Genomic DNA, 26,997 nt, shown 5'->3' with positions numbered 1-26,997 from the left:
TCCAGCTAAATATCCGTTTAGATTCAAACAGTAATGCTTATCCGAACGGCATTGATCACAGAGGACGGGCTTTAGTCTTAGGTTCCACGAATCACTGGGTGATTACGGGAGCAAGCGAAGTGTGTTTGGCTTGTTCTTTTGTCTCTCTATGAAGACGTGTCTCTTGTTATCAAGAGTCTGAAAGAACTAGGCGGTTTTGGTGACGCCTTTTGCTTCTTTTTCTTCTTCATCAGCAAGGTCGATATCGCCTTTGCCTTTTGAAATTTTGATAACGTAAGCTGCAATTCCGAATGCACTCACCACGCCGATGATGGTTGAAAGCTGCATTGGTAGACCAAAGCCCAGTTGGCTGTTGTTCAGGATGAATGTGATACACACAGATGTCATGAACACAGCTGGAACCGTTGTTACCCAGTGCAGTTTATTGTGACGAAGTAGGTAAGCCGAAGCTGTCCATAGCATCATGACTGCTGTTGATTGGTTAGCAAAACCGAAGTAGCGCCAGATGATGCCGAAGTCTACTTGAGTCAGGATGCCACCGATAACGAACAGTGGTAGAGCCATCAATAGGCGGTTACGCAGTGTCTTCTGTTCCATGTTGAAGTATTCAGCAAGGATAAGACGGCTTGAACGGAACGCTGTATCACCAGAAGTGATAGGCAGGATAACCACGCCAAGGAAAGCAAGGATACCGCCAAATACACCCAGTAGGCCAAATGAAGCGCTGTATACCACGTTACCAGGGCCGCCGTTTGCAATCGCGTCAGATAAAGATTCAACTGAACCGAAGAATGACAGAGCAAGCGCACACCAGATTAGAGCGATGATGCCTTCACCAATCATTGCACCGTAGAATACGAAGCGACCATTTTTCTCGTTTTCCATGCAACGCGCCATTAGTGGAGACTGAGTTGCGTGGAAGCCAGAGATAGCACCACAAGCGATGGTAATAAATAGAGCAGGCCAAAGTGGTAGATCGTTAGGGTTCATGTTGGTGAACATGTCTTTCATCTCGAAGCCACCCATGATTTGGTGCTCGTCAGATAGACCAATCGCAGTGATTAGGCCAACAGACATAAAGATAAGCAGTGCACCGAACAATGGGTAGAAGCGACCAATGATTTTATCGACAGGGACAATCGTTGCGATGATGTAGTAAGCAAAGATGATGACAACCATGGTGCTCGTAGACATTACGAAATCAGTTTGGTCGTTCACTAGGTTAGTGATCATGCCTGCTGGAGCAGAAACGAACACCACACCAACAAGAAGCAGTAGAACAATGGCAAAGATGTTCATAAAGTGTTTTGCGCCATTGCCTAGGTAACGTCCAGTGATGGTTGGAACCGAAGCGCCACCATTGCGGATAGATAACATACCTGAGAAGTAGTCGTGTACGGCACCTGCGAAGATACAACCTAGCACGATCCAAAGCATTGCTGCTGGGCCGTAAAGGGCACCCATGATAGGGCCGAAGATTGGACCTACACCTGCAATGTTAAGCAGTTGAACTAGGTAAACCTTTGGCGTCGACATTGGAACGAAGTCCACGCCGTCTTGCTTGGTGTGAGCGGGTGTTTGACGCTTTTCATTGATACCGAAAATCTTCTCGATAAAGGCACCGTAAATAAAGTAGCCACCAATGAGTGCTGCAACACAGGTAAGAAACCACATCATAATTTGTTATCCCTGAATGTATTAATTAAGTCAGGGTGTATATTAAAGGAGTCGATGAGAAGAAACTTCCGCTACGAGAGTGAGTGGTCGAATAGCCAATTTAGCGGTGTTATAACTGATTTAGTGGTTTGTTCACTGTGCTGAGTGGCCGATATTTCTATCGAGAGGCCTATTAGCTCTATAGAGAGGTTGTTTGAGTTGGCTTAACGGCGACTATTGATTCTGAGTGGTCGGAATGAACCTAAAGTGGCGAACATTAGACAATAAGTGGACATCGATAGGCGTTCAGCGGAGAATCACCACAAAGGCAGCGCTTCGTCAGAAAGTGGTGAAGTAACAATATAAAGGATTGAAATGAAAAAAATAATCGTACTATTCGCCGTGGCATTTAGCCTTGCAGGATGCAGCGCCAATGTTCAAGATTTAGCAGCTGAAGGCAATTGGCAAGAGATTGGCTATCGTGATGGTATCAAAGGCCACACTCAGCGTTCGTATTCAGAGATGACTGAGCTTGGCGCAGTCGATCAAGCGAGTTACACAGAAGGTTATCACCTAGGTGTGACTGAATATTGTAATCCGAACCATGCTTATCAGATTGGTTTATCTGGTCAGGTGTATGAAGGCGTGTGTTCTGGTACGGAAGACGCTCAACGTTTCCGTATGGAATGGCAACGCGGCTGGGACGAGTTCTCAAACGACTACTAAGCCCAAGCTAGCGATGAAAAATTAAAACTAAAAAAGACCAGTACCGCGTGTGTACTGGTCTTTTTGTCGGTAGCCGGAGTAACACTCAACAGCAGAGTCTAGGTTACTGGTTATTCTCTACAGCTTTTCTTAAAAAGCCGTTTTGCTTATCAAGCTGAGCCTTGGCTAACTCTAAATCTAGCCCTGTTAGAATCATCAAAATAGATAACTTCACATCGTAATCAGTCGCTTTAAGTGTCGACACCGCCAGTGCTTTATCGCACTCCGTTGCTTGGATAACGATACGAGCGGCGCGGGCAACCAACTTTTCATTGGTCGCTTTTACGTCGACCATAAGGTTTTGGTAGCTCTTACCAATGCGAATCATGCTGGCAGTGGTCAGCATATTAAGCACCAGCTTTTGTGCTGTACCTGATTTGAGTCGTGTTGAACCGGTTAAGGCTTCTGGGCCAACCACCGGGCTAATTGCGATTTGAGCGATTTCAGCAATTGGAGAGTCAGGGTTACAAGATAATGCAACCGTTACTGCGCCAAGCTGATTGGCATAGTTGAGTGCACCAATCACGTAAGGTGTGCGACCGCTCGCAGCAATACCTACCACGACATCATTTTCTGTAAATTGAATGGCTTTCAGGTCTTCAATACCGAGAGTCAGCGAATCTTCCGCTCCCTCTTTGGCTTTTAAAATCGCTTCTGGTCCGCCAGCGATTAAGCCGATAACCATTTTGTCTGAAACACCGAAAGTCGGAGGGCATTCTGATGCATCTAAAACACCCAATCGACCACTGGTGCCTGCGCCCATATAAATCAGTCGACCACCGTTTTGAAAGGCATGAGCAATTTTATCGACCGCTTTCGCGATCTGTGGCAGTTCCGCTTCAATCGCCAGTGGGACTTGTTTGTCTTGTTGGTTAATCTTTTCAACCACTTCGAGAGAGGTGAGCAGATCAATATCCATAGTGTCAGGGTTTCTCCCCTCCGAAACGAGGTGCGAGAGCGCTGATATGAGAGCGTCGTTACTCATAATGGTCCTTAAATGGTGATTCTAAAATGATGGTTCTAAAGTTGTTTAGTCAGCACGATAGAGAACGCCTAGAGAGGCCGCTCTGCTTGCGCCAGTCACTTCTGGTAAATTGCTTGGCAGTTGATGAATATGACGTTGAGCAAGCCACGCAAAAGCCATCGCTTCCATGTAATCGGCGTCCACGCCTTTACTGGTGGTTGAGTCAACCTCCCAACTTGGAAGCAGTTCAGACAGCCTCTTCATCAACAATGGATTTCGTGTACCACCGCCACACACATACAGTGCAGGCTGGTCACCCAAGCGATAAGTCTCCACTTCATTGGCTATCGTCAATGCGGTGTATTCGCAAAGTGTGCGCTGAACATCTTCTGCTGCAAGATCTTTAAATTCTGTTAATTGTTGCTCTAGCCACGGTAGATTAAACAGTTCTCTACCAGTACTTTTCGGTGGTATTTGAGATAGATAAGATTCATTTAACAACTGTTCGAGAAAGGCTTGATTGAGCTGACCTTTAAGCGCAAATTGGGCATCACGGTCAAACTTATCGCCCGTGTGTTTATCAACCCAAGCGTCCATCAACATATTGCCCGGGCCAGTATCATAACCAAGTGTTGGCTGATTAGGGCGCAGCACTGAAATATTCGAGATACCACCAATATTCAACACCACAACTGAGCTGTCTTGTGGCTGGAAAATAGTATGGTGGAAGGCAGGGACTAATGGCGCACCTTGTCCGCCTAATGCCATGTCTTTACGCCTGAAATCGGCAACCGTTTGAATCTGTGTTTTAGCGGCAATGATGTTGGCATCACCCAACTGCATGGTAAATGGAGATTCGCCGCTTGGCTGGTGGAATACCGTTTGACCATGATTACCAATCGCAGTCACAGAAGATGCAGGTGTACCTGACTTTTCGAGAAGTTGCAAAACCGCATCGCCAAACAGATGGCCAAGCTGGTGGTCGAGTTCTCCAATGGCAATTAAATCGGTTTTCTGACCAATACAAACTTCAAGCAGACGCACTTTGAGGTCGTCAGGCATTGGGAACTCATCATGAGCAAGCAATGTGATGCGCGTATCTTCAATCGACACTAAGGCAGTATCAACACCGTCCATACTCGTCCCTGACATCACACCGATATACAGTTCTTTATGATCCATTTCTAAGCTCTTGCACTGCATTCTTAAAGTCTTCCACAGATTGGTTTAAAAACATTGTAAAGCAAATTTAAAGAGAATAATCTCGGGAAGTTTATGAAATTAGGTTTAATAAGGGATAAATATGGGACCGTTGTGGGTTGATGTTGCAGGCTACGAGCTGACAGCTGAAGACAGAGAAATTTTAGATCACCCAACTGTTGGTGGTCTCATCTTATTTGCTCGAAACTACCACGATAGCAAACAGTTATCGGCGTTAAACAAAGAAATTCGTAAGGTAGCGAAACGTCCTATTTTGATTGGTGTTGACCAAGAAGGTGGTCGAGTTCAGCGTTTTCGTGACGGCTTTTCAATTATTCCTGCTGCTCAGGAATTTGCGACTAAGAATAACGGTGAACATTTAGCAGAACAGGCTGGCTGGTTGATGGCGGCAGAATTGATTGCCCACGATATCGATCTGAGCTTTGCGCCAGTATTAGACAAAGGCCATGACTGTAAAGCGATTGGTAGCCGAGCGTTTGGCGAAGATATTGATACTATTGTTCGTCATAGCAGCGCTTTCATCAAAGGCATGAAGTCGGTTGGCATGGCGACGACAGGCAAGCACTTCCCTGGACACGGTGGCGTGATTGCTGACTCACACTTAGAGACGCCATATGACCCTAGAGACGACATCTTTGAAACAGACATGGCAATCTTCAAGGCGCAAATTGAAGCTGGAATATTGGATGCCATGATGCCAGCTCACGTGGTTTTCTCTCACTATGATGATCAACCTGCGAGCGGTTCACAGTATTGGCTGCAGAAAGTATTGAAGCAGCAGCTTGGGTTTAAAGGCTTGGTGTTCTCTGATGATTTAACGATGGAAGGCGCTGCCATAATGGGTGGACCAGCCGACAGAGCGAAAGCGGCCTTGAATGCAGGTTGTGACATGGTGTTGATGTGTAATAAACGAGATGCACAAATTGAAGCTCTGGATAACTTAGCGATTCAAGAGGTGCCTTTAGCCAACTCATTGCTTAAAAAACACAGCTTTGATTTGTCGACACTTCACTCGGATGCTAGGTGGAAAGAGACCTCAGAGACGATTAAGCGAATGCTAGGCAGTGAGTGATAAATAAACACATAATAATTTTAGATAAGGCGATATGATAAATATCGCCTTTTTTGTATGTGTGATCCATGGTTTAAACCTATTTATCTCTTAGAGTGAGCTAAATTTAATGTGTAATATAAAATTTACAGTTAATGTTTTTTATTGTTTACACTTGCAATCGTTTTTTTAGCTGTTATTGTGTTTTTAAAGATTGTTAGCCCAAATGGAAATGTTGGGTGTAAAAATAAATATACAGGTTGAGTTATGCAGAAAAGTGAATTAAGCAATGTCAATATCATCGACGAACAGGTACTGATTACTCCTGAGGAGTTAAAAGCAAAACTGCCTTTGAGTGATAATGCTCGTCGTTTCATTCAAGAGTCTCGTCAAACTATCGCAAACATCATTCATAAGAAAGATCATCGCATGCTTGTTGTATGTGGCCCATGTTCTATCCATGACATTGAAGCTGCGAAAGAGTACGCGAAACGCCTTAAAGCCTTATCTGAGCAACTTAGCGATCAACTGTATATTGTTATGCGTGTTTACTTTGAGAAACCTCGTACCACTGTCGGTTGGAAAGGTTTGATCAATGACCCGCATCTAGACGGCACTTTCGATATTGAGCATGGTCTGCATGTGGGTCGTGAGCTACTTGTTGAACTCGCTGAGATGGAAATTCCATTGGCGACTGAAGCATTAGATCCAATCAGCCCGCAATACCTAGCAGATACCTTCAGCTGGGCGGCAATTGGCGCACGTACGACTGAATCTCAAACTCACCGTGAGATGGCAAGTGGTCTTTCAATGCCAATCGGTTTTAAAAACGGTACCGATGGCAACCTAGGCACTGCAATCAATGCAATGCAGGCGGCTTCTTCTAGCCACCGTTTCATGGGTATCAGCCGCGAAGGTCAAGTTGCACTACTAACAACGCAAGGTAACCCAAATGGTCACGTGATTTTACGTGGCGGTAAGCAGACGAACTACGATTCAGTATCGGTACACGAATGTGAGCAAGAGCTGGGTAAATCTGGCTTAGAGGCCGCGCTAATGGTCGACTGTAGCCACGCGAACTCTCGTAAAGATTTCCGTCGCCAACCGCTGGTGGCTGAAGATGTCATCCATCAGATTCGTGAAGGTAATAAGTCGATTATCGGCCTGATGATTGAGAGCCATATTAACGAAGGAAACCAATCTTCGGATATACCTCTCAATGAGATGAAATACGGTGTATCTATTACCGACGCGTGTATCAATTGGGATTCAACTGAGGCACTATTGAAACATGCACATACGGAATTAGTCCCGTTCTTAGAGAACCGCTTGAAAGGTTAGTCAGAGTTTAAATTTAAGTGCCTCATCTAATGGGGCATTTTAAGATCTGTTGCTAACGAACCTGCATCAGTGCAGGCTTATAGATTAGTACGGGCTTATAGATTAGTAAGGAATAAAATGGCCGTTGAACTGAACGAATTACGCGACCAAATCGATGCTGTCGATAAACAAATGTTGGATTTACTGGCTCAACGACTTGCTCTAGTAGAGAAAGTGGGCGAAGTAAAAAGTGAGCATGGTTTACCTATTTATGTACCGGAACGTGAAGCCGCGATGTTGGCATCTCGTCGTCAAGAAGCCGAGAAAATAGGGGTTCCACCACAGTTAATCGAAGATATTTTGCGTCGTACTATGCGTGAGTCTTATGCCAGTGAGAAAGATTCTGGCTTTAAGTGTCTTAACCCAGAGTTACGTTCAGTGGTGATCGTTGGTGGTAATGGTCAACTTGGTGGCTTGTTTGGTCGTATGTTCAAACTGTCTGGCTACGAAGTGAAAGTCCTTGGCAGCCAAGATTGGGATACAGCCGATGAAATCTTGGATAATGCAGGACTTGTGGTTGTGACTGTTCCAATTCACTTAACTGAAGGTGTGATTGCGAAGCTAGGTAATCTACCAAGTGATTGTATTCTATGTGATTTGACGTCAATTAAATCTAAACCGCTGCAAGCAATGATGAACATGCACCAAGGCCCAGTGGTTGGATTGCACCCAATGTTTGGTCCTGATGTTCCAAGCCTTGCTAAGCAGGTGATTGTTTACAGTGATGGTCGTGGTTCTGAGAGCTACCAATGGCTACTGAATCAATTTGGTATTTGGGGCGCGAGCCTTTGCCAGATGGATGCAGCTGAACACGATCACGGCATGACCTTGATTCAAGCACTTCGTCACTTCACCTCTTTTGCTTACGGCTTACACCTGAGTAAAGAGAACCCGAATATTGATCAGCTTCTGAAGCTAAGCTCACCAATCTACCGACTTGAGATTGCGATGGTTGGTCGTCTATTTGCTCAAGACCCGAACTTGTACGGTGATATCATTCTTTCTTCGGATGAGAATATAGAGATGATTCGACGCTTCCATAGCTGTTTCGGAGAAGCGTTAGAAATCCTAGATGGCAAAGATAAGGCTAAGTTTGTTGAGAGCTTCAACCAAGTGAGTGATTGGTTTGGTGACTACTCACAACAATTCTTGCAAGAGAGCCAAAGTCTTCTAAAACAAGCACATGACTCGATTCATCGTGGTTAATACTGATTTGAAATCATAAAAAAGAGCGACCATCTGGTCGCTCTTTTTGTTTGTGCTGAACGCTATGAAAGCATTTTGCCTACAGTAGACTAAAAGCAATTAGATCATCATAGGCCAAATCAACAGGTCTTAGCTATTAACAACTAGTTAGTCGTGATAGGTTTTTTGCTATCTTCACTCGATACGGTGTCGATGGTCGAGCTAATGTAAGGCACGTTAGTCAGGTTGATCTGCAAGCGAACCACATTATCAATCAGCTGAACGAGTGGGCCCCACTTAACCTTTTTCTCTTTCTCGAACACGTAGTTGAAGTTTTCCGGTGTCCAATCCATCAAGTATTGAGGGTTCAATGAACGACCAAGGAAGCGTACTTCATAATGCAAGTGTGGGCCGGTTGAGTTACCTGAGTTACCACAGCTCGCAATCACATCGCCTTTACTCACAAACTGACCGCTACGTACCTTGAACTTCTGTAGGTGCGCATAAGAACTCATGAAACCAAACGAGTGACGCATAGTAATAAAGTTGCCGAAGCCTTTTTTACTTGGGCGTACCGTTTCAATGACTCCATCTGCGGGCGCGACAATATCTTCACCACGCTTACACGTTAGATCGATACCAGTATGTACATGGCGTTTCCCTGAAATAGGGTTAGTGCGGCTACCATAAGAAGAAGATATACGTTGATAAGCCATCGGACTGTCGTTTGGAATCAAGCGGAACATTGTGGCTCTTACTGCTGAATCGACGGCTGCAGCATCAATACGGTCTTCTAGTGAAACCTCATCGGTGTGTAACTCTTCTTCAGCAAGACCCAGTACTGATTCCACATCGAATACACGCTTACCAAGTAGCTGAATCGTGCCTTCTTTCTCGGTCAGTGTTTGCGATAGCGAATGGTTGGTTTCTACTTGCTCAGCATAAAGAAATTCTGTTTGTTCTTTTTCAACAATCAGTGTTTCAATCAACTGTTGGGCATCACCCGCTTGCAGTGCGAGTTCTTGTTTACTCTCGAAGTGCATGTACGCCGCTCCGCCAATCAATAGCGGTACTGAAAAAATGGCAGTAGTGCAAATGAGCACGGCTTTACGGCCGAAGTAAAACGTCTGTTCCCCCTGACTGGAGGGAATAGTAATGGATAGTTTTTTAGACATGGTTCTGTATTAACTAAATGCTTCTAATAGAAAAAGGGTAATGGAGATGTCACTTACTACCTAAGTCGGTAAGGTGTTCAATCTCTCTATAAAGCAGTTCATCGTCGCCAACATTAAGCTCCACAAGTCGCTTAAGGTGGCTGATACTATCAATATCTAAATGCTCTATGCGTAAACGCATTGAGGTATTGATGGTAGAGACTATCGTTGCTTCTAACTGAATATTGATATCACTGTTTTCGAGCTTAAAGCTCACTTGAACAGGGACATCATGGCTAAGTTGTTTTGATTCATTGCATTGAATGAGTAAACCATGGAGTGATAAGTCTTGCACTGAGCCTGATATATTTACTTGTCCTTGTGAGATCTCAGTAGGGACTTGATAAATAACTCGTGAAAATTGACGTCTTTCAACCATAAGTAACCTCTCTATATCGATGCATTACACGTAAGCCAGATATATCAAAGGCCGCTATTATCGCGGCCTTTGTTCAAAATACAAGCTTATTTACTTAGCTATACGCTTGTACTTGATACGGTGCGGCTCTGCCGCTTGTGCGCCTAGAGTCTGCTTAAGCCACTCAGTGTACTCAGTATAGTTACCTTCGTAGAAGTTAACTTGACCTTCATCACGGTAGTCTAAGATATGGGTCGCAATACGGTCAAGGAACCAACGGTCATGCGAGATAACCATTGCACAGCCCGGGAATTCAAGCAGTGCTTCTTCAAGAGCACGTAGCGTTTCAACGTCAAGGTCGTTGGTAGGCTCATCGAGTAGCAGTACGTTACCGCCCGCTTTTAGCAGTTTCGCTAAGTGAACACGGTTACGTTCACCACCAGAAAGCTCACCGATGATCTTCTGTTGGTCGTTGCCTTTAAAGTTGAAACGAGAACAGTAAGCACGCGCAGGGATTTCGAAGTTGTTGATCTTAATGATATCAGCGCCTTCAGAGATCTCTTGGAATACTGTCTTAGTGTCGTCCATGCTGTCACGGAACTGATCAACAGAAGCAAGCTTAACGGTTTCGCCTAGTTCAACTGTACCTGAATCTGGCTGTTCTGCACCGCTTAGCATCTTGAATAGTGTTGATTTACCTGCACCGTTGGCACCAACGATACCGACGATTGCGCCCTTAGGCATGCTGAACGATAGGTCGTCGATAAGAACGCGATCACCAAACGATTTAGTCAGGTTGTTCACTTCAAGAACTTTATCACCTAGACGCTCACCTGGCGGGATGAACAGTTCGTTGGTTTCGTTACGCTTCTGGTATTGGCCAGTTGTCAATTCTTCAAAACGAGCCATACGAGCTTTAGACTTAGCTTGACGGCCTTTAGGGTTTTGACGAACCCATTCAAGTTCTTTCTCGATTGTCTTTTGACGTGCGCTTTCGCCCGCTTTTTCTTGCTTAAGACGCTCGTCTTTTTGCTCTAGCCAAGACGTGTAGTTACCTTCCCATGGGATACCTTCACCACGGTCAAGTTCTAGAATCCAGCCAGCTGCGTTGTCTAGGAAGTAACGGTCGTGGGTAATCGCCACAACAGTACCACTGTAATCAACAAGGAAGTGCTCAAGCCATGCTACTGATTCTGCATCCAAGTGGTTGGTTGGTTCATCAAGAAGCAGCATGTCTGGCTTTTCAAGAAGTAGACGACAGATAGCAACACGACGACGCTCACCACCTGATAGGAATTCAATTTTCGCATCCCACTCAGGAAGACGAAGTGCATCAGCAGCACGCTCTAGAGCAGTCTCTAAGTTGTGACCGTCTTTTGCTTGAATCAGAGCTTCTAGTTCGCCTTGCTCTTTTGCCAGTGCATCGAAGTCTGCATCTGGTTCTGCGTAAGCTGCGTAAACCGCATCAATACGCTTAAGTGCGTCAGCAACGTCAGAAACCGCTTCTTCTACGATTTCACGAACAGTTTTTGATTCGTCTAGCACAGGCTCTTGTGGTAGATAACCTACTTTAAGGCCTTGTTGTGCACGTGCTTCACCATCAATATCAGTATCAATACCAGCCATGATACGTAGTAGGGTAGATTTACCTGAACCATTTAGACCCAAAACACCGATTTTAGCGCCAGGAAAAAAGCTAAGAGAAATGTCTTTAAGAATTTGACGCTTAGGTGGAACAGTTTTGCTCACCCGAGACATGGTATATACGTATTCAGCCATTGCCGATCGATCCTAATTATTGTTCAAAATTGTCTGCTATTTTATACCAATATCCTCAAAGATGTTACTCCTAGGGCAGAAAAGCCACTCTTGAACTAATCCTTACCTATTATTGTCACATTGGTCATTAAAACTATATTTAATGGGCTTCTGAGGCGAAGTGTTAAATATTAATAATATTTACACTCAAATCCTTTACATTTGATGTGATGTCGGGCGTAAATAGACTTCACGTATTCATACACGCACTAAGGAAAGAGCGAATGTTTTTCCGCATTGGTAATACGAAAATTGCTGTGGCTGCATCGGCAATTTTGTCTTCGGTTTCACTGGCTCCGGTCGCTATGGCTAGCAATGCATCCGAGCTTGAAATGCAGCGTGACGTTTATGATAAAGCGCAAGAGGTTTTAGACAGCCGTGATCTAAAAGCTTACTCCGCGCTGCGTAACAAAATTCAAACATACCCTTTAACACCTTACACCGATTATCGGGCCTTTCTGATTGGCTTAGGTGATCGCACACCTGCTGAGGTCGATGCTTTCATTGAAGAGAACAAGGCATTGCCTTTCTCCAATCGAATGCGCGCACCTTATTTGGATTCATTGGCTTCTCAAAAACAGTGGAAGACGATCCTTGAGTTTCAAACCAAAGAGCCTGTCGGTGAAAAATACCAATGTATTTATTATCGAGCGCATTACGAGCAAGGTAACCAAGAGCTTGCCTTTAAAGGAGCTAAACAACTTTGGTTGAGTGGTAGTGGTGTTGATGACGCTTGTGACTCTTTATTTAAAAGCTGGGATCAAGCTGGGCTAAGAACTGATGAGCTGATTCTGGATAGAATGCTGCTAGCGTTCGAGGGCCGTAACGGTAAGTTAATGAGCTATCTGATTAAGCAATTGGATCATGATGAGTCAATTGCTCAAGCGAAGCAGATGAAGGCGTTGTACAACAAGCCTGAAAATGTACTCGCGTTTGCTAAAAAACATCCAGCGAATGAATTCTACCAAGCTCAAACCGAGTTTGCTTTCGAGAAGCTAGCAAGGAAATCATCAAGCAGTGCTCAAAAGGTGTTTGATGATGTCATCAAGGCTCAGAAGTTTTCGAAAGAGAAATATCAAGAGCTCGCTGATTACCTAACGTTTCGTCTGATCAACACCGACTCTGAAGAGTTAATGGTGTGGCGCGACAAAATGCTCGCGAGTTCATCAAAGCAAGTTCTGCTGGAACGACGTGCTCGCTTAGCAATTCAACATGCCGATTGGACGGGTTTGAAAGAGTGGATAGCGCGCTTGGATGATAAACATCAGGCTTCGCTTCGTTGGCAATATTGGCAGGGCAGAGCTGAAATCGCGACGGGCGATACTGACAAAGGCAATAAGCGACTGTCAGATATCTTGGGTCAGCGTAATTTCTACAGTGTGGCTGCGGCTAAGCAGTTAGGTAAGCCAGTTCAATATCCAACATCGACACTTAAATACAATGCTGAAACAGTGAAGCCATTCGACACCTCTTTGGTGCGTATTGGTGAACTGATTGACCGAGACAAAATTGCGGCAGCGAAAAGTGAATGGCGCTGGTTACTGACCAATGCAGATAAAGAGCAAAAAGAGATGCTTGCCGCTTACGCTGCGACACAGCGTTGGAATCACTTTACCGTAACAGCGAGTATCTCTGCGAAGATGTGGGATAACATTGCGCTGCGCTTCCCTGTTGCTCATAAGTGGTGGTTTAACTTCTACGCTGAAAAGCACGATCTCGATCCAATCACTTTGATGTCTTTAGCAAGACAAGAGAGTGCGATGGATTCAGAAGCTCGCTCTCCAGTTGGCGCGCGTGGCATTATGCAAATTATGCCCAAGACGGCGCAATACACAGCGAACAAACATAAGATTAAGTATCAGGGCAGCGATGATCTTTATGATGTCGGCAAAAACATTGAGATTGGCAGTCACTACTTAGATGGTTTACTCGCTCAATATGATGACAACCGTATCTTTGCGTTTGCGGCTTATAATGCTGGACCTAGCCGTGTGAAACAGTGGCGTTCACGCAGCGATGAAAAGCTCGATGCCTTTGCATTTATCGAAATGATCCCATTCAAAGAGACACGTGGCTACGTTCAGAATATCTTGATGTTTGAGACCTACTATCGAGATATCTTGGGTGAGAAAGGGACGTTTTTAGCGCCCCATGAGGCAAAAACGAAATACTAAGCCTTCGGCATTTGGCCCGAAACTGAGTAAGAATAAAGGCAGTGAGTGCGAACCATTTCCACTTACTGCCTTTTTACATTGGATCGCATCAAGTGTTTCGGTATAAAGTGTTAAACGCTTTCAATCGTTAAGCGACTCTTTAAAGTCAGAATTTAAAAGTAAGTGTAGAGATATGGCATCACAACCTGAATATGATAATTGGCAACAACTGATGGACTTGGTAAAGACGGCTGTCGAAAAAGATCAGCACGAGCTGTTGTTGACTATGATGATGACACCAGACGAGCGAGATGCTCTGGTTGCTCGAATTAATATCTTCTGTGAGCTGATGAAAGGCGATATGTCTCAACGACAGGTGAGTCAAATGCTGGGCGTAGGCGTAGCGACGATAACCAGAGGCTCAAATGAGCTAAAGGCCAAATCTGAGCAAGAGAAAGTCGTGATCGCCGACCTATTGCTAAAGTAATAATGGAATTAAGCTATCACGCGATAGTATGAATACGAATTCGATAAAAAACGCTAACTGGATGTTAGCGTTTTTTGTTTCTGAAGATTGTTCTTGGAATCTTTTGAAGTTTAAGGAAGCCTCAAATACTAAATAGGAAAGTGTTCAGGATTCACAAATGGGATCAGAGCCAAAATTAAAGCTTGATGATAGACCGAACTGCGTGACAATTGGTTATGTGTCAGTAGGCCAATGGCACCACCTTTCTGTTTGATATTGTCGGTACCAAACACTTCATCCATCACATCCCCTAACTCGTTTGCATGCTCTAGTTTCTCAAGCACGGCTGGTGGCAGCATCAGACTTGCTGAACGAGACTCGCCACGTTGGCCATTCGTTTCGATCACCATCCAGGCAAAGGTGACGTTTGTTTCTATTCCCGCTTCTAGACCAACATAGAAGTCTGCATCAGGCTGAGCTTGAGTTGCGTTGTGAACTCGATTCACGGCACCTTGATAGGTTTCATCATTGCTCATCGGTTGATCGGCGACACCACTAGGGACGCTGATGCCTTGGAAATCAAATTCAGTATCAGGAAAAGCAGATAAGAACGCACTTTTAACGGCGTTGATTTTAGCTGGGTTCAGCGATGCGATGATTACAGATTTCATGTGTCGGATTCTTTTTGTTGTCGATTAGATTGAGTTGATGTTGTCGGTACCAGTCACTCAATTCTTCTAGTGGCATGGGTTTACCAAAGTAATAGCCTTGCAGCATATCGCACTGTGCATCCTGTAACCACTGGTGCATGCCTTGAGTTTCAATCCCTTCGGCGGTGACCTTTTTCCCTTGAGCATGACACAACCCGATAACCGGTTTTACGATGTTCTGGTTATTGGTCTCAATCAAGGTATCCAAAAACGCTTTATCCAATTTAATTTTCTGAGTTGGATACTGCACCAGTTGAGTGATAGAGGTGTAACCGGAACCAAAATCATCAATCGCAAGTCGATAGCCCATGCATGCCAGTTCGTTCAGCAATGGAAAACCTTCTGAATTTGAGTAAAAGGTTTCAGTGATTTCAAAATCGATTAGGCTTGGTGGAATTCGATTTAACTCCGCGTGTTCTTTAATGAAACCCGCAAGATGAGTGGTTTCAATGCCAGCAGAAGATAAGTTGATCGACAATTGAATTGAGTGATCAAATTGAGCCTGAAGTCGATGGAATGAAGCAAACGCATTCTGTATTACCCAGCGGTCAACATGTTCAAACAGCCCGGTTTGTTCGGCTATTGGAATGAACTCATCTGGTGGAACCAAACCAAGTTGCTTTGAATTCCAACGCAATAACACCTCAACGCCAATAACATCAGTCCCGGTGGAATCCATGTAGGGCATGTAAACGAGCCTGAATTCATCATCAAAATTCTTACCTCTAAGCGCACGTTCAATATCTGCTTGGCGCTGAATGGCTTTGTCTAAATCCCGTGAATAGTCAGCAAATTGGTTTTTACCGGCACGCTTGGCTTGGTACATCGCGGTATCCGCGTTGGACAGAAGCTTCTCGATTGAGTTGCCATCATTAGGGTAGGTCGCAATACCAATACTGACCGTGATCGGAAAGCTGCCTGATTCGGTGACAAAGCCTTTTTGCAGTGGAGTCAGTAAATCATTCGAGAATCGATGCGCGACATTTCCTCGGTGACTAGGAGCGTTAATGTAGACAACGAACTCGTCTCCAGAAAGTCGGGCTGGCATACAATGAGCGTCGAACTCCTCTTTATAGTGACGACAAATATCTGAAATACGCTGAGCAAAAGAGACCAGAATCGAGTCGCCGATTTGATGTCCGTATTTGTCGTTCACAAACTTGAAGTTGTCCAAGTCAAAATAGAGAACCCAGGTTTCGGTATTCGAACTCGGTTTTGGCAACGATTGCTGAACGAAGGTTTGAAACTGATGCCTATTGGCTATTTGGGTTAACTGATCATTTTCGGCCAAGAGCTTGGTCTGTTGGTAGGTGTTATCTAACTCTTGGTACATGTCATAAAAACGCTGTGATAGGCGGCCAAGCTCATCACGAGTGCCCAAGCGTTCGATGTTCTTACGTTGTTTTTTTTCGACTTGCTGTAGCTGTCGATCGAGCCGCGTTATTGGAGTAATCACAGTGCGAGACAGAAGCATGAGTAGAAGAGCGACAGTCACAAACGCAGACAGGGCAAACGACAAACTCAGCTTGTTCCAAATTGAATCGAGCTTGTTTTCTAATAGGAATTGCGCCGGATCGACCGTGGCGTACAGTTCTGGAGCAAGCTTGACTGAGTGGGTGACATCATTTTCCAAAGAAACCGCTATGGATGTGAAGAATAAACTGGTTTGGTAGTCGAACTCTATCTGTTTTCTCAGCGCATTAAATTTGTCGAGAGAGACAGAGACAACAACAAAGAACACATCGTCGGGTTGATTGTTAACGGTTGGGAAAATCGCTTTTCTATCTACCTTGTCATAGTGAACCAACATCCCTTCGCCTTGGGAGTTTTGAATATAGTTGGTACTCGATGTTGCTAAGGTGTCTTGATAGTGCAGGTCAACATACTCCAATATCTTACTGTCAATCTGAGTGCGTGAGTCATTGCTATTATCCGCGTAATAACGCAGTTTTCGATCACCATTAAGAAGCGCTAAACCTGTATAGCTTTCATCGTCATCTTGCAGGAAATGAATGGCTTCTCGAAGATTACTGACCAGTTCAAGATCGCGAGATAGATTTTGATCAGTGAGAAAATAACGCTTCACCATATCACTCTGGGTCAAGGTGTAAGAGTAGCTATTGAGGAACGAACGAGATTGGCGAAAGTATCCGGCTAGTTTTTCCATGTTCAGTTGAAGTGCGTTGTCTTCGCGTTTGATGAAACTGCTTTTTTGCGTCGAATAAATAATATAGCTAGAAGCCGCGGTACTGATCAGTATCACAGGGGCTATTAGTAGTAAGATTTTAGTACTTAGCTTCATAGTTAATGACAACACTATTTATAAATTAAGCGCATAAGTTTATGTTACTTAATGCTTACTCGCTATTAATTATACGTAGTTCGATGATTTCCTGTGAAGGGGGTAAGGTTTTGTCTTTATTGATAAAAAAAGCCACTAATGAGTTTTTGTTAGAAAGGCTCAAGTAGTGGAGAGAGTAAGCGTGCCGAATGTGCGAAACAAGTGAATTGTGTTTCAGGCATGCTAGGGTGAGTTTTCTTAGCGAGAATAGTACTCGACTAGAGGGTGATTTAAGTATTTGGCCTGCTGTAGGCCAAATACTTATGTTAGCTAAAAGCTGATACTCACTTTCAGCTATGACAACTTAACTTGAGTCGCTTTGATGTTCTCACTTGGGTAGCAACCCAACACCTTAAGGTGGCGAGTAATGGCTGTTAGTTCCGTTATCGCTTGTTGCATATTATCTGAATCCAGATGCGCCTCTAAATCGACATAGAACATCTCTTCCCAAGGGTTACCCATGATAGGACGAGATTCTAGCTTAGTCATGTTGATGCCTAAGCGTTGCAGGATCAGTAGTGTTTCTACCAAAGAACCCGCCTCTTGAGATGTCGACATGATGAGCGTTGTTTTCGCTGGTATTTGAGTCGATACTTCAACAGGCTTACGCGCCACAACGATGAAACGAGTGTGGTTCTCTGTTTGGTTTGCAATATTGCTCTGGATTGGCTGTAGTCCATAAAGCTTACCGCTCGATGCATTACCAATAGCAGCTACGTCATTACCACCCAATTCTTTAACTTTTTTCATTGCATCAGCGGTGCTTGCGCAAGACTCAAGGTTGACACCCTTAAGGCGGCTCAAGAACTCACTGCATTGTTGATGAGGTTGTGGGTGCGAGTAGAGTGTTTTGATGTCTTCTAAACGGATATCACTTTTAGCAACAAGGCAGTGCTCAATCGGTTGAGAAAGTTCGCCAACAATGTATAGAGTCGTATGCTGTAACAGGTCGTAGACCTCGTTAATTGACCCTGAACTGGTGTTCTCAATCGGCAGGACACCGTAGTCGGCATGGCCAGACTCTACTGTTGATGCGACTTCTTTGAAGTGATTACAGTTCAGCTCAATCAATTCCATATTCTTGCGGCTGAAGTATTCGCGGCTCGCAAGGTGAGAATACGATCCCTTAGAACCTAAGAATGCAACGCGAGCCAATGGTTTACGGCTTTGCGGGTTCGCTAGGTTTTGTAAGTATGACTGTTGTAGTAAAACGGAATCTTCGATGATGGTGTGAAACAGCTTGGTAATGTACTGCGCATCAAGTTCGTATTTATCTTTGCCGTTGTTGATCAGCTTAACTAATAGTTGTTGTTCTCGTACTGCATCACGAACTGGTTTTGATGTCTCTACTTTGCTTTTAGCGACTTCGATACTTAGCTTGCGACGCTCTGAAAGTAACTTCAGGAGTTCGTCGTCTAAATCATTAAGACGAAGGCGGATATCATCCAGTGAAATTGAGCGGTCAGTCATAAATGTGTCCTTATAAAAAAGCCTCCCTAGTGTGGGAGGCTTCTTGTTCGTTTTTGACTTGTTTTTCTAAAACGACTTAGCCTCCGATTTACGGAAGAAAAAAGAAGTCAAAAATAAACAAAGATTGAGTGTGCATAAAAAGTGATTGTTTTATGAATGTTTAAACACAATAAGCAAGCGAGCTACGAGCGTCAAGCAAAAAAATAGCGCCCTGAGGCGCTATTTTTTAATCTGTTCTCTTTCCTTATTCTACTTCAGCTTCTAGCTCTTCGATTTCAGGCTTTTCAGCGCGGCGCGCTTCTGGTTTATGGCGTAGCTTGTTGAGTTGACGCTCTAGTTTTTGTTCTACTTCGTTGATCGCTACGTAGAGGTCGTCATGGATTGATGAAGCAACAAGTTGGCCTTTTGGTACGGTTAGTACCGCTTCAAATTTCTTCTTCTTGTTTGGTTCTTCGCTAAAGCTCGCTTGGCAGCCAATGATGTCTACTTGCCATTTATCTAGCTTTTTAAATTTGCTTTCTATGTGATCACGGATTGCAGAGGTAATGTCGATGTTTTTACCAGTGATGTTCATTTTCATAGAAGTTTTCCTCTGTTGTATCCCTCATGGGTTAACTTCAGATTACGACTTTTAGGAATAAAGAATGTGATCTAGATCTTGTTTTGGTTGGGTGGGATAAGCATTAAAATCAAATGTGATCTTACGCAAGTCTTAGTATCTTTTTGGCGAAAAATGCTTGTTATCCTTATGAAAAACGATAACTTGGAGGCAAGGCTTCGCTAAAAATTAAATCAGTTTTTAGGGGCGTCCTACAGCCTATGGAAAGTGCTTGATTGAAATTTACTCAATAGTGTTTTGTGATATAGGTCTTGTAATATAGGTCGCTACATAAGCTTCTTCAGAATTAGATAAACAAAAGCCGCATAAGTATTCTTATGCGGCTTTTGTGTTTTTTAGCTTTACCTAATACCTTTGGCTCCCCAGCTCTGGGATGGAGGCGATCCTAGTCGTTAGTGTTCAGTAATCTCGCTGTGCCGTCCTCTCGGATAGCATTGATAGCTTGTAATTGTTTATAGATTACGAAGTAACGATTGATGTTGGCAACATAGGTTACGGGTTCTTTACTCACGTATTTGCGAGTGATGATTTCTACGTTTTTAAACCAGATGTTTGGGTTGTAACCTTTCTGCTTGGCAATGCTCCTCATCTTTCTGATCTTAGCAGGACCAGCGTTGTAAGAAGCCAAGGTAAAGTAGATTTGATTGTCGGGTGATATTGCCGGGTCGTCAAAATACCGGTCTTTGATAAAGCGCATATACTTCACACCCGCATGGATGTTGTTATCCACCTTATGGATGTTCTTGATGTTGACGTTTTTATCTTTGGCTGTACTCGGTAATACCTGCATCACACCAATAGCCCCGCGATGAGAAATCCGGCTCTGATCCAGTCCTGATTCTTGGAAACCTTGAGCTGACATCATCAAAGGATCAAATTCATACTTGCTCGAATACTTTTCAAAGACATCTGAGAGTTTAGCTACTCGGTCTACTTTATTGGGGTTGAGTGCTCGGCCTAACCAGCGAGTATTGTCGATGTATTTCTGGTAGATGACATTCCCAAGCAGGGTGCCTGTTCGTGCGGTCTTGACGTATTTGTTTATCTCTTTCTTCAGTTGAGGGCTGTCTTTTCTTAAAGCCCAAGCAATACGACCATTTTCTCGTAAAGGTAAGTCGTTATGGACTTGAATGTTTTCCATTACATCGATCCAGAGCTTGGCTTTATGGTTATCCAGAATTGTGCCTTGTATATAACCTTGGTTAACCAGTTCTATCAGCTCGTAGTCTTGTAATGACTCCTCGATAAAGTGGACATGCAGTGGTGGTAAACCTAGCTCGTTAAGCTCCTTATTAACTCTTTGTACACTCTCGAAGTAACTCGAGCTTGCTCGTATCCACACCTCTTTGCCACTCAATTGCTTGATTTCGGTGATAGGTTCGGCCTTTTTCCCTGTGATAATGAGTTCTTTACCATCTTTAATCATCGGATCCGAAAAATCGATGGTTCGTAATCGTTTATCGGTGATCGTTAGGTTAGCGACAGCGACATCACCATAGCCAGACTCTAAAGAGGGAAGTAGATCATCTCGTTGCACGGGGATGATTTGAACATTGAGATAGGGATGTTTCTTACGAAGGCTTTTCTCAAAGTGGTAGAGCATTTCTGCCACGATGCCTTTTGGCTTGCCATCCTCGATGTAATAGAAACCAAGATCGGCAGACACTAGCACTCTAACCGTTCCTTTGGTTTTGAGCACATCCAAGTCACCCATGTAAGGCTTATTGCTTAATGGAGACAGTTCTAATGCGTAGGATAAGTGGCTAAATAGCGATATCCAGATAAATAATAACAACCTACTCACATCCACACTCCATGTTGATGTTTTGTTAAAAGTTATCTTTTGAAGATACCGTGTATTATGCGATCCATCAAGTTTGCGATATGTAGATGAAAAAAAGCGCGCTAGTAAATTAGCGCGCTTTTAGGATTGAGATGTAAGAGGTTTGATTAAGGTAGTGGGTTTAACTCAATCAACTTTTCTGTTCTTAACACAGCGTCATCTAGGCCGAGTTGTTGATAAGCTTTTAGCTGGATATCTAAAGACTTACGCGCAGCAATGGTGTCTGGGTAAGTTTTTTGCAGCTCTTGCGTTCTGTTGATCGCAGCAATCCAAGCTTCGCGGCGTAGGTAGAAATCAGCGGTTGCTAAGTCATACTCTGCTAGGCGGTTCTTAAGTGCGAACATGCGTTTTTGTGCATCTTCAGCATAAGGGCTACTAGGGAAACGTTCGAGTAGTCGCTTGAAGTCAGCAAACGCAAGTTTCACTGGTTCAGGATCTCGGTCACTACGGTCGATATTAAAAATATCGTGCATGAAGTTTCGGTCTTGCGCCATGTGCGTTAAGCCGCGCATGTAAAGAACCCAGTCTTGTTTCTCATGCGTTGGGTTCAAACGTAGGAAACGTGAAATGGTAGCGAGGCCAAGTGCCAAGTCATCATTTTTGTAGTAAGCGTAAATCAGATCGAGCTGTACTTGCTCAGAATAGGCGCCGAATGGGTAACGTGAGTCTAGGGCTTCTAGCTTTTCTATTGCTGAAAGCCAGCTACCGCTCTGCAGTGATTCTTGAGCGTCAGAGTAGAGAACCGATGGTGGTACATCTGGCACTATCTCTTCACTACTTGAACAACCAACCAAGAGTGATACGGCTAATAGACCCGATAAAGTAAGGTGTTTCATGTCAGGCGTCGATTCCTTGAATTAAATATTTCGTAAGCTTCCGTTACTTTCTAACCAGTAACAGATACAATGATGCAATTATTCTATTTTATCCATACTAATGGGTATTAGTCTCACGGTTTTTAAAAAAGTTCGATATGGCTCAGCAGATCACATTAACAGACACAGTAAAAAGCAGCCAGTTAGGTCAACGTTTAGACCAAGCTGTCGCTGAACTATTTACCGATTTTTCTCGCTCTCGCATTAAAGAGTGGCTTCTTGACGGCAAAATCCAAGTGGATGGCGAAGTTATTACAAAGCCGCGCGTTAAGGTTTTGGGCGGTGAAGAGATCATCTTGCAAGCTGAACTTGCAGATGAAGAGCGCTGGGAAGCACAAGATATTCCTCTAAACATTGTCTACGAAGATGATGACTTATTGGTTATCAATAAGCCTCGCGATCTGGTTGTACACCCAGGCGCAGGCACTCCGGATGGAACCATACTAAACGCATTGCTTTTCCATTACCCACAGATTGCAGAAGTGCCTCGTGCAGGTATTGTGCACCGTCTTGATAAAGACACAACAGGTCTTATGGTTGTGGCTAAAACGGTTCCAGCTCAAACTCGTCTTGTGCGTGCTCTTGCTAAGCGTCGTATTACACGTGAATATGAAGCAATTGCAATTGGCAAAATGACCGCTGGTGGTGTGGTAGAGAAAGGCATTAGCCGTCATGCAACTAAGCGTACCTTGATGGATGTAAATGAATTAGGAAAGCCAGCGGTAACTCACTACCGTGTTGCTGAGCACTTCCGCGAGCATACTCGTATTCGTCTACGCCTAGAAACGGGTCGTACTCACCAAATTCGTGTTCACATGTCATACCTTCAGCACCCGCTGCTAGGTGACGTTGCATACGGTGGCCGTGCTCGTATTCCAAAAGGTGCATCTGAAGAACTAACGACCATGATTCGTTCTTTTGATCGCCAAGCGCTACACGCTGTTATGCTTAAATTTGTTCACCCAATTACAGGTGAAGAAGTTGAGTTCCACGCTCCTGTGCCAAATGACATGGTTGTGATGGCTGAAGCGTTACGTGTTGATGCTCGCGAAAACTTGGAAGACGACATTTAATCATGTCGATGATCATCCCTAACTGGAATGCACCAAAAAACGTGAAAGCATTTGCTTCGACACGTTTTGATGGTTTTTCTACTGGTGCGTATCAAGGATTAAACCTAGGTACGCATGTTGGGGATGATACTTCGCTTGTTGAAAACAACAGAGCCTGGCTCAAGCAACACGCTAATATGCCTGCCGCTCCGGTATGGCTACATCAAACTCACTCAACAGATGTCGTTACGGTTTTACACCCTACGGCAGATATTCTTGATGCTGACGGTACGTTTACCACAGCTAAAGGTGTTGTTTGTTCTGCGATGACAGCCGATTGCTTACCTGTAATCCTTACTGATACCAAAGGCACTCAAGTTGCAGCTGTTCATGCTGGTTGGCGTGGTCTTGCTGGTGGAATTCTTGAAAATGCCGTCGCAAAGTTTTCAAACTTAGGTTCAGAGAATAAGATCATTGCTTGGCTTGGTCCTGCAATAGGCAAACAAGCTTTTGAAGTAGGCGATGATGTGTTGGAAGCTTTCGTTAGTTTTGACTCTCAAGCTAAGCTCGCATTTGAAGCCAAAGCTGAACCAGGCAAATGGCTAGCGAATATGTCTCAGCTTGCAACGCAACGACTGAACAAAGTTGGTGTAACTTCTGTGACAGACTCTAATCTATGTACCTTCGCTGATGCCGATGCGTTCTATTCTTATCGTCGTGATGGTATTACTGGACGCCAAGCTACTTTTATTTGGTTAGAGTAACCTTTAACTAGTGCAACCAGTCATCCAGCTCATTTATATTTTTATAACAGCTCTATTCTTCATTCTTATCCCTTGAAAATCCGCGTTACCGTATCCATCTTCTAACCATAAGATAAACATATCTAAGAGTAGGAAGGTTGGCATGCGTCTCGATCGATTCACTAGTAAATTCCAAATTGCGATATCTGATGCTCAGTCGCTCGCATTAGGTCGTGATCACCAATATATAGAGCCTGTGCACCTAATGGTGTCTTTGCTTAATCAAGATGGTAGTGCAATTCGTCCATTGCTCACCATGCTGAATATTGATGTGGTTCAATTGCGTTCAAAGCTAAGCGAAATATTAGACCGTGTACCGAAAGTAAGTGGTATCGGTGGTGATGTTCAACTGTCGAATGCAATGGGTACTTTGTTCAACCTATGTGACAAGGTCGCACAAAAGCGTCAAGACACATACATTTCTTCGGAAGTCTTCCTACTTGCCGCAATTGAAGATAAAGGCCCTTTAGGTAACCTGCTTAAAGAGCTAGGTCTTACTGAGCAAAAATTATCTCAAGCTATCGAGCAGGTTCGTGGCGGTCAAAAAGTTGATGACCCAAATGCCGAAGACCGACGCCAAGCGTTAGAGAAGTTCACCATCGATCTGACTGAAAGAGCGGAGCAAGGCAAGCTGGATCCGGTAATTGGCCGAGATGACGAAATCCGCCGTACTATCCAAGTACTTCAGCGTCGTACTAAGAACAACCCAGTCATTATCGGTGAACCTGGTGTTGGTAAGACAGCTATCGTTGAAGGTTTGGCTCAGCGCATTATTAACAATGAAGTGCCAGAAGGTTTAAGAGGCCGACGCGTACTTTCATTAGACATGGGTGCTTTGGTAGCTGGCGCTAAATATCGTGGTGAGTTTGAAGAGCGTTTGAAGTCAGTCCTCAATGAATTGTCTAAAGAAGAGGGCAATATCATTCTCTTCATCGATGAAATTCATACTATGGTCGGCGCTGGTAAAGGTGAAGGCTCTATGGATGCCGGTAACATGTTAAAACCAACGTTGGCTCGTGGTGAACTCCACTGTGTTGGCGCAACGACTCTTGATGAATACCGTCAATACATAGAGAAAGATCCAGCGTTAGAGCGCCGCTTCCAAAAAGTGCTTGTCGATGAACCAACGGTTGAAGACACGGTGGCGATTCTTCGTGGTTTGAAAGAGCGCTATGAACTTCATCATCATGTAGAAATTACCGACCCAGCAATCGTGGCTGCAGCAACACTATCTCATCGATACGTTTCTGATCGTCAACTGCCGGATAAAGCGATTGATCTGATTGATGAAGCGGCTTCGAGTATCCGTATGCAGATCGACTCAAAACCTGAGTCGCTAGATAAGCTCGAGCGTAAAATCATTCAATTGAAGATCGAGCAGCAAGCTCTTACCAATGAAAATGATGAAGCCAGTGAAAAACGCCTTCGAACATTACAAGAAGAGCTTTCTGACAAAGAACGAGATTTCGCAGAGCTTGAAGAAGTGTGGAATGCAGAGAAAGCCGCGCTTTCTGGCACGCAACACATCAAGTCAGAGCTAGAACAAGCTCGTATGGATATGGATTTTGCGAGACGTGCTGGTGATCTTAACCGAATGTCTGAATTGCAATACGGTCGAATCCCAGAATTAGAGAAGCAGTTAGATCTTGCGACTCAAGCTGAAATGCAAGAAATGACGCTGCTGCGTAATAAGGTCACTGATGCAGAAATTGCAGACGTGCTATCGAAGCAAACAGGCATACCTGTTTCTAAAATGCTAGAAGCCGAGAAAGAGAAGCTTCTTAAAATGGAAGGTGTTCTACATAAGCGAGTTATTGGCCAAGCGGAAGCAGTCGAAGTGGTATCGAATGCGATTCGTCGTAGCCGTGCAGGTTTATCTGATCCAAACAAGCCGATTGGATCTTTCTTATTCCTTGGTCCAACTGGCGTTGGTAAAACGGAGTTGTGTAAAACACTCGCGAACTTCATGTTTGATAGTGACGATGCAATGGTGCGTATCGACATGTCTGAGTTTATGGAGAAACACTCTGTTGCTCGTTTGGTTGGTGCTCCTCCGGGTTACGTTGGATATGAAGAAGGTGGTTACTTAACAGAAGCAGTGCGTCGCAAGCCTTATTCAGTGATTTTGCTAGATGAAGTAGAGAAAGCGCATCCTGATGTTTTCAATATCTTATTGCAGGTGCTTGATGATGGACGCTTAACTGATGGACAAGGTCGTACAGTCGATTTTAGAAACACGGTAGTGATCATGACATCCAACCTTGGCTCTTCGAGAATTCAAGAGAACTTCAATACGCTCGACTACCAAGGAATAAAGAATGAAGTGATGGAAGTGGTAGGTAAACATTTCCGTCCTGAGTTTTTGAACCGAGTTGATGAAAGCGTGGTGTTCCATCCATTGGGTCAAGAGCACATTCAGTCGATAGCCGCTATTCAGCTTGAGCACCTTAAGAAGAGAATGGAAGACAATGGTTATGAGCTTGAAGTTTCGGATAAAGCACTCAAGTTAATTTCTCAAGTTGGTTTTGATCCAGTATATGGTGCGCGACCTTTGAAAAGAGCGATTCAACAAAGTGTCGAGAATCCGTTAGCGAAAGCGATACTGGCAGGAAAAATTAATCCAGATAAGAAAGTGCAGCTATTAGTAAACAACGACCGCATTATTGCTCACCAATAGTTGAAGTAAGAACGGTAGGTACGATTGGCCGAAATTAAGGCTTAATCGTACCTATTTTAAACGTTTTGTGTGAATAGTGTTCGAACGGTCGCCGGTGGCGGCTTTTTTTCGTTTTTAGCCTTGTACAAAGGATTATTCTCTCTATAATGCGCCTCCGTTGCCAAGGATAACCAAGCGGTTTGAACTGAGTAACAAGACGGTGATAAGCATTTAAGATGCTTTGAAAAATTAGCTGGAAAAAGTGTTTGACACTGGAATCTAATCCGCTAGAATGGCCGTCCACTTCGAGAGGCTCCTTACTAAAAGGAAGGCTCAACAAGTAAAGCTCTTTAACAATTTAAACCTATCAATCTGTGTGGGCACTCGTTGATGAATA

General features: G+C 44.0%; 21 protein-coding genes and 1 other annotated feature. Of the genes, 9 read left to right on the top strand and 12 right to left on the bottom strand.

Annotated features, from left to right (window positions below; genetic code table 11):
* Nucleotides 1-186: 186 nt before the first annotated feature.
* On the bottom strand, nucleotides 187-1,677 hold the full coding sequence (locus ACED46_RS17565; protein WP_017077728.1) for a carbon starvation protein A: 1,491 nt from the start codon (nucleotides 1,675-1,677) through the stop codon (nucleotides 187-189).
* Nucleotides 1,678-2,031: 354 nt separating this feature from the next.
* Between ACED46_RS17565 and ACED46_RS17560 the strand changes: the two genes are divergently transcribed.
* The gene (locus ACED46_RS17560) at nucleotides 2,032-2,382 is read left to right on the top strand and encodes a DUF2799 domain-containing protein (RefSeq protein WP_017059350.1); all 351 of its coding nucleotides are present in this window, start codon (nucleotides 2,032-2,034) and stop codon (nucleotides 2,380-2,382) included.
* A gap of 103 nt (nucleotides 2,383-2,485) precedes the next feature.
* Here the strand turns inward: ACED46_RS17560 and murQ are convergent, their stop codons facing one another.
* Nucleotides 2,486-3,406 (bottom strand): N-acetylmuramic acid 6-phosphate etherase, encoded by a 921-nt coding sequence (gene murQ, locus ACED46_RS17555; RefSeq protein ID WP_032547377.1) that lies wholly within the window; start codon nucleotides 3,404-3,406, stop codon nucleotides 2,486-2,488.
* 45 nt (nucleotides 3,407-3,451) lie between these two features.
* Nucleotides 3,452-4,567: an anhydro-N-acetylmuramic acid kinase gene (locus ACED46_RS17550; protein WP_017059352.1), complete on the bottom strand. Its 1,116-nt coding sequence runs from the start codon at nucleotides 4,565-4,567 to the stop codon at nucleotides 3,452-3,454.
* Nucleotides 4,568-4,688: 121 nt separating this feature from the next.
* Here ACED46_RS17550 and nagZ point away from each other — a divergent pair, with 121 nt between their 5' ends.
* From nagZ to tyrA, 3 genes are all read left to right on the top strand, one after another.
* Nucleotides 4,689-5,678: a beta-N-acetylhexosaminidase gene (gene nagZ / locus ACED46_RS17545; RefSeq protein WP_017062860.1), complete on the top strand. Its 990-nt coding sequence runs from the start codon at nucleotides 4,689-4,691 to the stop codon at nucleotides 5,676-5,678.
* A gap of 246 nt (nucleotides 5,679-5,924) precedes the next feature.
* Complete coding sequence (locus ACED46_RS17540) at nucleotides 5,925-6,998, top strand: 3-deoxy-7-phosphoheptulonate synthase (protein ID WP_017059354.1); 1,074 nt, start codon at nucleotides 5,925-5,927, stop codon at nucleotides 6,996-6,998.
* A gap of 117 nt (nucleotides 6,999-7,115) precedes the next feature.
* Nucleotides 7,116-8,243 (top strand): bifunctional chorismate mutase/prephenate dehydrogenase, encoded by a 1,128-nt coding sequence (tyrA, locus tag ACED46_RS17535; protein ID WP_017062859.1) that lies wholly within the window; start codon nucleotides 7,116-7,118, stop codon nucleotides 8,241-8,243.
* 143 nt (nucleotides 8,244-8,386) lie between these two features.
* On the opposite strand, the gene ACED46_RS17530 is transcribed toward tyrA, so the two are convergent.
* The 3 genes from ACED46_RS17530 to ettA form a co-directional block, all read right to left on the bottom strand.
* A complete protein-coding gene (locus ACED46_RS17530) occupies nucleotides 8,387-9,397 on the bottom strand; it encodes a M23 family metallopeptidase (RefSeq protein WP_371722015.1) in 1,011 nt (336 codons plus the stop codon).
* Nucleotides 9,398-9,446: 49 nt separating this feature from the next.
* A complete protein-coding gene (locus ACED46_RS17525) occupies nucleotides 9,447-9,815 on the bottom strand; it encodes a PilZ domain-containing protein (protein WP_017062857.1) in 369 nt (122 codons plus the stop codon).
* A 90-nt stretch (nucleotides 9,816-9,905) separates the two neighbouring features.
* Entirely contained in the window at nucleotides 9,906-11,573 is a 1,668-nt protein-coding gene (ettA, locus tag ACED46_RS17520) for an energy-dependent translational throttle protein EttA (protein ID WP_017056147.1), read from the bottom strand.
* A gap of 263 nt (nucleotides 11,574-11,836) precedes the next feature.
* Between ettA and sltY the strand changes: the two genes are divergently transcribed.
* Together sltY and trpR are read left to right on the top strand one after the other, a co-directional pair.
* Complete coding sequence (sltY, locus tag ACED46_RS17515; protein ID WP_371722014.1) at nucleotides 11,837-13,786, top strand: murein transglycosylase; 1,950 nt, start codon at nucleotides 11,837-11,839, stop codon at nucleotides 13,784-13,786.
* Between the two features lie 172 nt (nucleotides 13,787-13,958).
* Complete coding sequence (trpR, locus tag ACED46_RS17510) at nucleotides 13,959-14,252, top strand: trp operon repressor (protein WP_017059358.1); 294 nt, start codon at nucleotides 13,959-13,961, stop codon at nucleotides 14,250-14,252.
* A 128-nt stretch (nucleotides 14,253-14,380) separates the two neighbouring features.
* Here the strand turns inward: trpR and yjjX are convergent, their stop codons facing one another.
* The 6 genes from yjjX to ACED46_RS17480 form a co-directional block, all read right to left on the bottom strand.
* Nucleotides 14,381-14,902, bottom strand: a complete 522-nt coding sequence (gene yjjX / locus ACED46_RS17505) for an inosine/xanthosine triphosphatase (protein WP_017062855.1) — start codon at nucleotides 14,900-14,902, stop codon at nucleotides 14,381-14,383.
* A complete protein-coding gene (locus ACED46_RS17500; protein WP_017062854.1) occupies nucleotides 14,865-17,243 on the bottom strand; it encodes a bifunctional diguanylate cyclase/phosphodiesterase in 2,379 nt (792 codons plus the stop codon). Before ACED46_RS17500 ends, yjjX begins: the two co-directional genes overlap by 38 nt.
* Before the next feature lie 333 nt (nucleotides 17,244-17,576).
* The gene (gene pheA / locus ACED46_RS17495) at nucleotides 17,577-18,752 is read right to left on the bottom strand and encodes a prephenate dehydratase (protein WP_017059361.1); all 1,176 of its coding nucleotides are present in this window, start codon (nucleotides 18,750-18,752) and stop codon (nucleotides 17,577-17,579) included.
* Between the two features lie 12 nt (nucleotides 18,753-18,764).
* Nucleotides 18,765-18,886 (bottom strand) — a sequence feature (Phe leader region).
* 110 nt (nucleotides 18,887-18,996) lie between these two features.
* Nucleotides 18,997-19,332, bottom strand: a complete 336-nt coding sequence (gene hpf / locus ACED46_RS17490; RefSeq protein WP_004735034.1) for a ribosome hibernation-promoting factor, HPF/YfiA family — start codon at nucleotides 19,330-19,332, stop codon at nucleotides 18,997-18,999.
* Nucleotides 19,333-19,756: 424 nt separating this feature from the next.
* Complete coding sequence (locus ACED46_RS17485; protein ID WP_346393666.1) at nucleotides 19,757-21,181, bottom strand: lytic transglycosylase F; 1,425 nt, start codon at nucleotides 21,179-21,181, stop codon at nucleotides 19,757-19,759.
* Nucleotides 21,182-21,321: 140 nt separating this feature from the next.
* Nucleotides 21,322-22,050 carry an outer membrane protein assembly factor BamD gene (locus ACED46_RS17480; RefSeq protein ID WP_017059363.1) on the bottom strand — a complete coding sequence of 243 codons (729 nt, stop codon included), beginning with the start codon at nucleotides 22,048-22,050 and terminating at the stop codon, nucleotides 21,322-21,324.
* A gap of 137 nt (nucleotides 22,051-22,187) precedes the next feature.
* On the opposite strand from ACED46_RS17480, the gene rluD reads away from it, so the two are divergent.
* The 3 genes from rluD (at nucleotide 22,188) to clpB (ending at nucleotide 26,621) form a co-directional block, all read left to right on the top strand.
* Entirely contained in the window at nucleotides 22,188-23,162 is a 975-nt protein-coding gene (gene rluD / locus ACED46_RS17475) for a 23S rRNA pseudouridine(1911/1915/1917) synthase RluD (protein WP_017059364.1), read from the top strand.
* 2 nt (nucleotides 23,163-23,164) lie between these two features.
* The gene (gene pgeF / locus ACED46_RS17470) at nucleotides 23,165-23,905 is read left to right on the top strand and encodes a peptidoglycan editing factor PgeF (protein WP_017059365.1); all 741 of its coding nucleotides are present in this window, start codon (nucleotides 23,165-23,167) and stop codon (nucleotides 23,903-23,905) included.
* A gap of 142 nt (nucleotides 23,906-24,047) precedes the next feature.
* Entirely contained in the window at nucleotides 24,048-26,621 is a 2,574-nt protein-coding gene (gene clpB / locus ACED46_RS17465) for an ATP-dependent chaperone ClpB (RefSeq protein ID WP_371722013.1), read from the top strand.
* Nucleotides 26,622-26,997 lie beyond the last annotated feature (376 nt).

The sequence above is a fragment of the Vibrio sp. 1S139 genome (genome assembly GCF_041439475.1).
Lineage (GTDB): Bacteria > Pseudomonadota > Gammaproteobacteria > Enterobacterales > Vibrionaceae > Vibrio > Vibrio crassostreae_C.
The sequence above is the reverse complement of the archived record's forward strand: the minus strand, read 5'-3'. Positions and strand labels throughout refer to the sequence as shown.

What these genes read in the sequence shown, in the direction of transcription:
- ACED46_RS17525 (WP_017062857.1), bottom strand. Translation starts at nt 9,815, where the DNA reads ATGGTTGAAAGACGTCAATTTTCACGAGTTATTTATCAAGTCCCTACT.
- ACED46_RS17550 (WP_017059352.1), bottom strand. Translation starts at nt 4,567, where the DNA reads ATGGATCATAAAGAACTGTATATCGGTGTGATGTCAGGGACGAGTATG.
- ACED46_RS17540 (WP_017059354.1), top strand. Translation starts at nt 5,925, where the DNA reads ATGCAGAAAAGTGAATTAAGCAATGTCAATATCATCGACGAACAGGTA.
- ACED46_RS17565 (WP_017077728.1), bottom strand. Translation starts at nt 1,677, where the DNA reads ATGATGTGGTTTCTTACCTGTGTTGCAGCACTCATTGGTGGCTACTTT.
- ACED46_RS17530 (WP_371722015.1), bottom strand. Translation starts at nt 9,397, where the DNA reads ATGTCTAAAAAACTATCCATTACTATTCCCTCCAGTCAGGGGGAACAG.
- hpf (WP_004735034.1), bottom strand. Translation starts at nt 19,332, where the DNA reads ATGAAAATGAACATCACTGGTAAAAACATCGACATTACCTCTGCAATC.
- pgeF (WP_017059365.1), top strand. Translation starts at nt 23,165, where the DNA reads ATGTCGATGATCATCCCTAACTGGAATGCACCAAAAAACGTGAAAGCA.
- yjjX (WP_017062855.1), bottom strand. Translation starts at nt 14,902, where the DNA reads ATGAAATCTGTAATCATCGCATCGCTGAACCCAGCTAAAATCAACGCC.
- murQ (WP_032547377.1), bottom strand. Translation starts at nt 3,406, where the DNA reads ATGAGTAACGACGCTCTCATATCAGCGCTCTCGCACCTCGTTTCGGAG.
- nagZ (WP_017062860.1), top strand. Translation starts at nt 4,689, where the DNA reads ATGGGACCGTTGTGGGTTGATGTTGCAGGCTACGAGCTGACAGCTGAA.
- tyrA (WP_017062859.1), top strand. Translation starts at nt 7,116, where the DNA reads ATGGCCGTTGAACTGAACGAATTACGCGACCAAATCGATGCTGTCGAT.
- pheA (WP_017059361.1), bottom strand. Translation starts at nt 18,752, where the DNA reads ATGACTGACCGCTCAATTTCACTGGATGATATCCGCCTTCGTCTTAAT.
- ACED46_RS17560 (WP_017059350.1), top strand. Translation starts at nt 2,032, where the DNA reads ATGAAAAAAATAATCGTACTATTCGCCGTGGCATTTAGCCTTGCAGGA.
- ACED46_RS17500 (WP_017062854.1), bottom strand. Translation starts at nt 17,243, where the DNA reads ATGAAGCTAAGTACTAAAATCTTACTACTAATAGCCCCTGTGATACTG.
- ACED46_RS17480 (WP_017059363.1), bottom strand. Translation starts at nt 22,050, where the DNA reads ATGAAACACCTTACTTTATCGGGTCTATTAGCCGTATCACTCTTGGTT.
- clpB (WP_371722013.1), top strand. Translation starts at nt 24,048, where the DNA reads ATGCGTCTCGATCGATTCACTAGTAAATTCCAAATTGCGATATCTGAT.
- rluD (WP_017059364.1), top strand. Translation starts at nt 22,188, where the DNA reads ATGGCTCAGCAGATCACATTAACAGACACAGTAAAAAGCAGCCAGTTA.
- ettA (WP_017056147.1), bottom strand. Translation starts at nt 11,573, where the DNA reads ATGGCTGAATACGTATATACCATGTCTCGGGTGAGCAAAACTGTTCCA.
- trpR (WP_017059358.1), top strand. Translation starts at nt 13,959, where the DNA reads ATGGCATCACAACCTGAATATGATAATTGGCAACAACTGATGGACTTG.
- sltY (WP_371722014.1), top strand. Translation starts at nt 11,837, where the DNA reads ATGTTTTTCCGCATTGGTAATACGAAAATTGCTGTGGCTGCATCGGCA.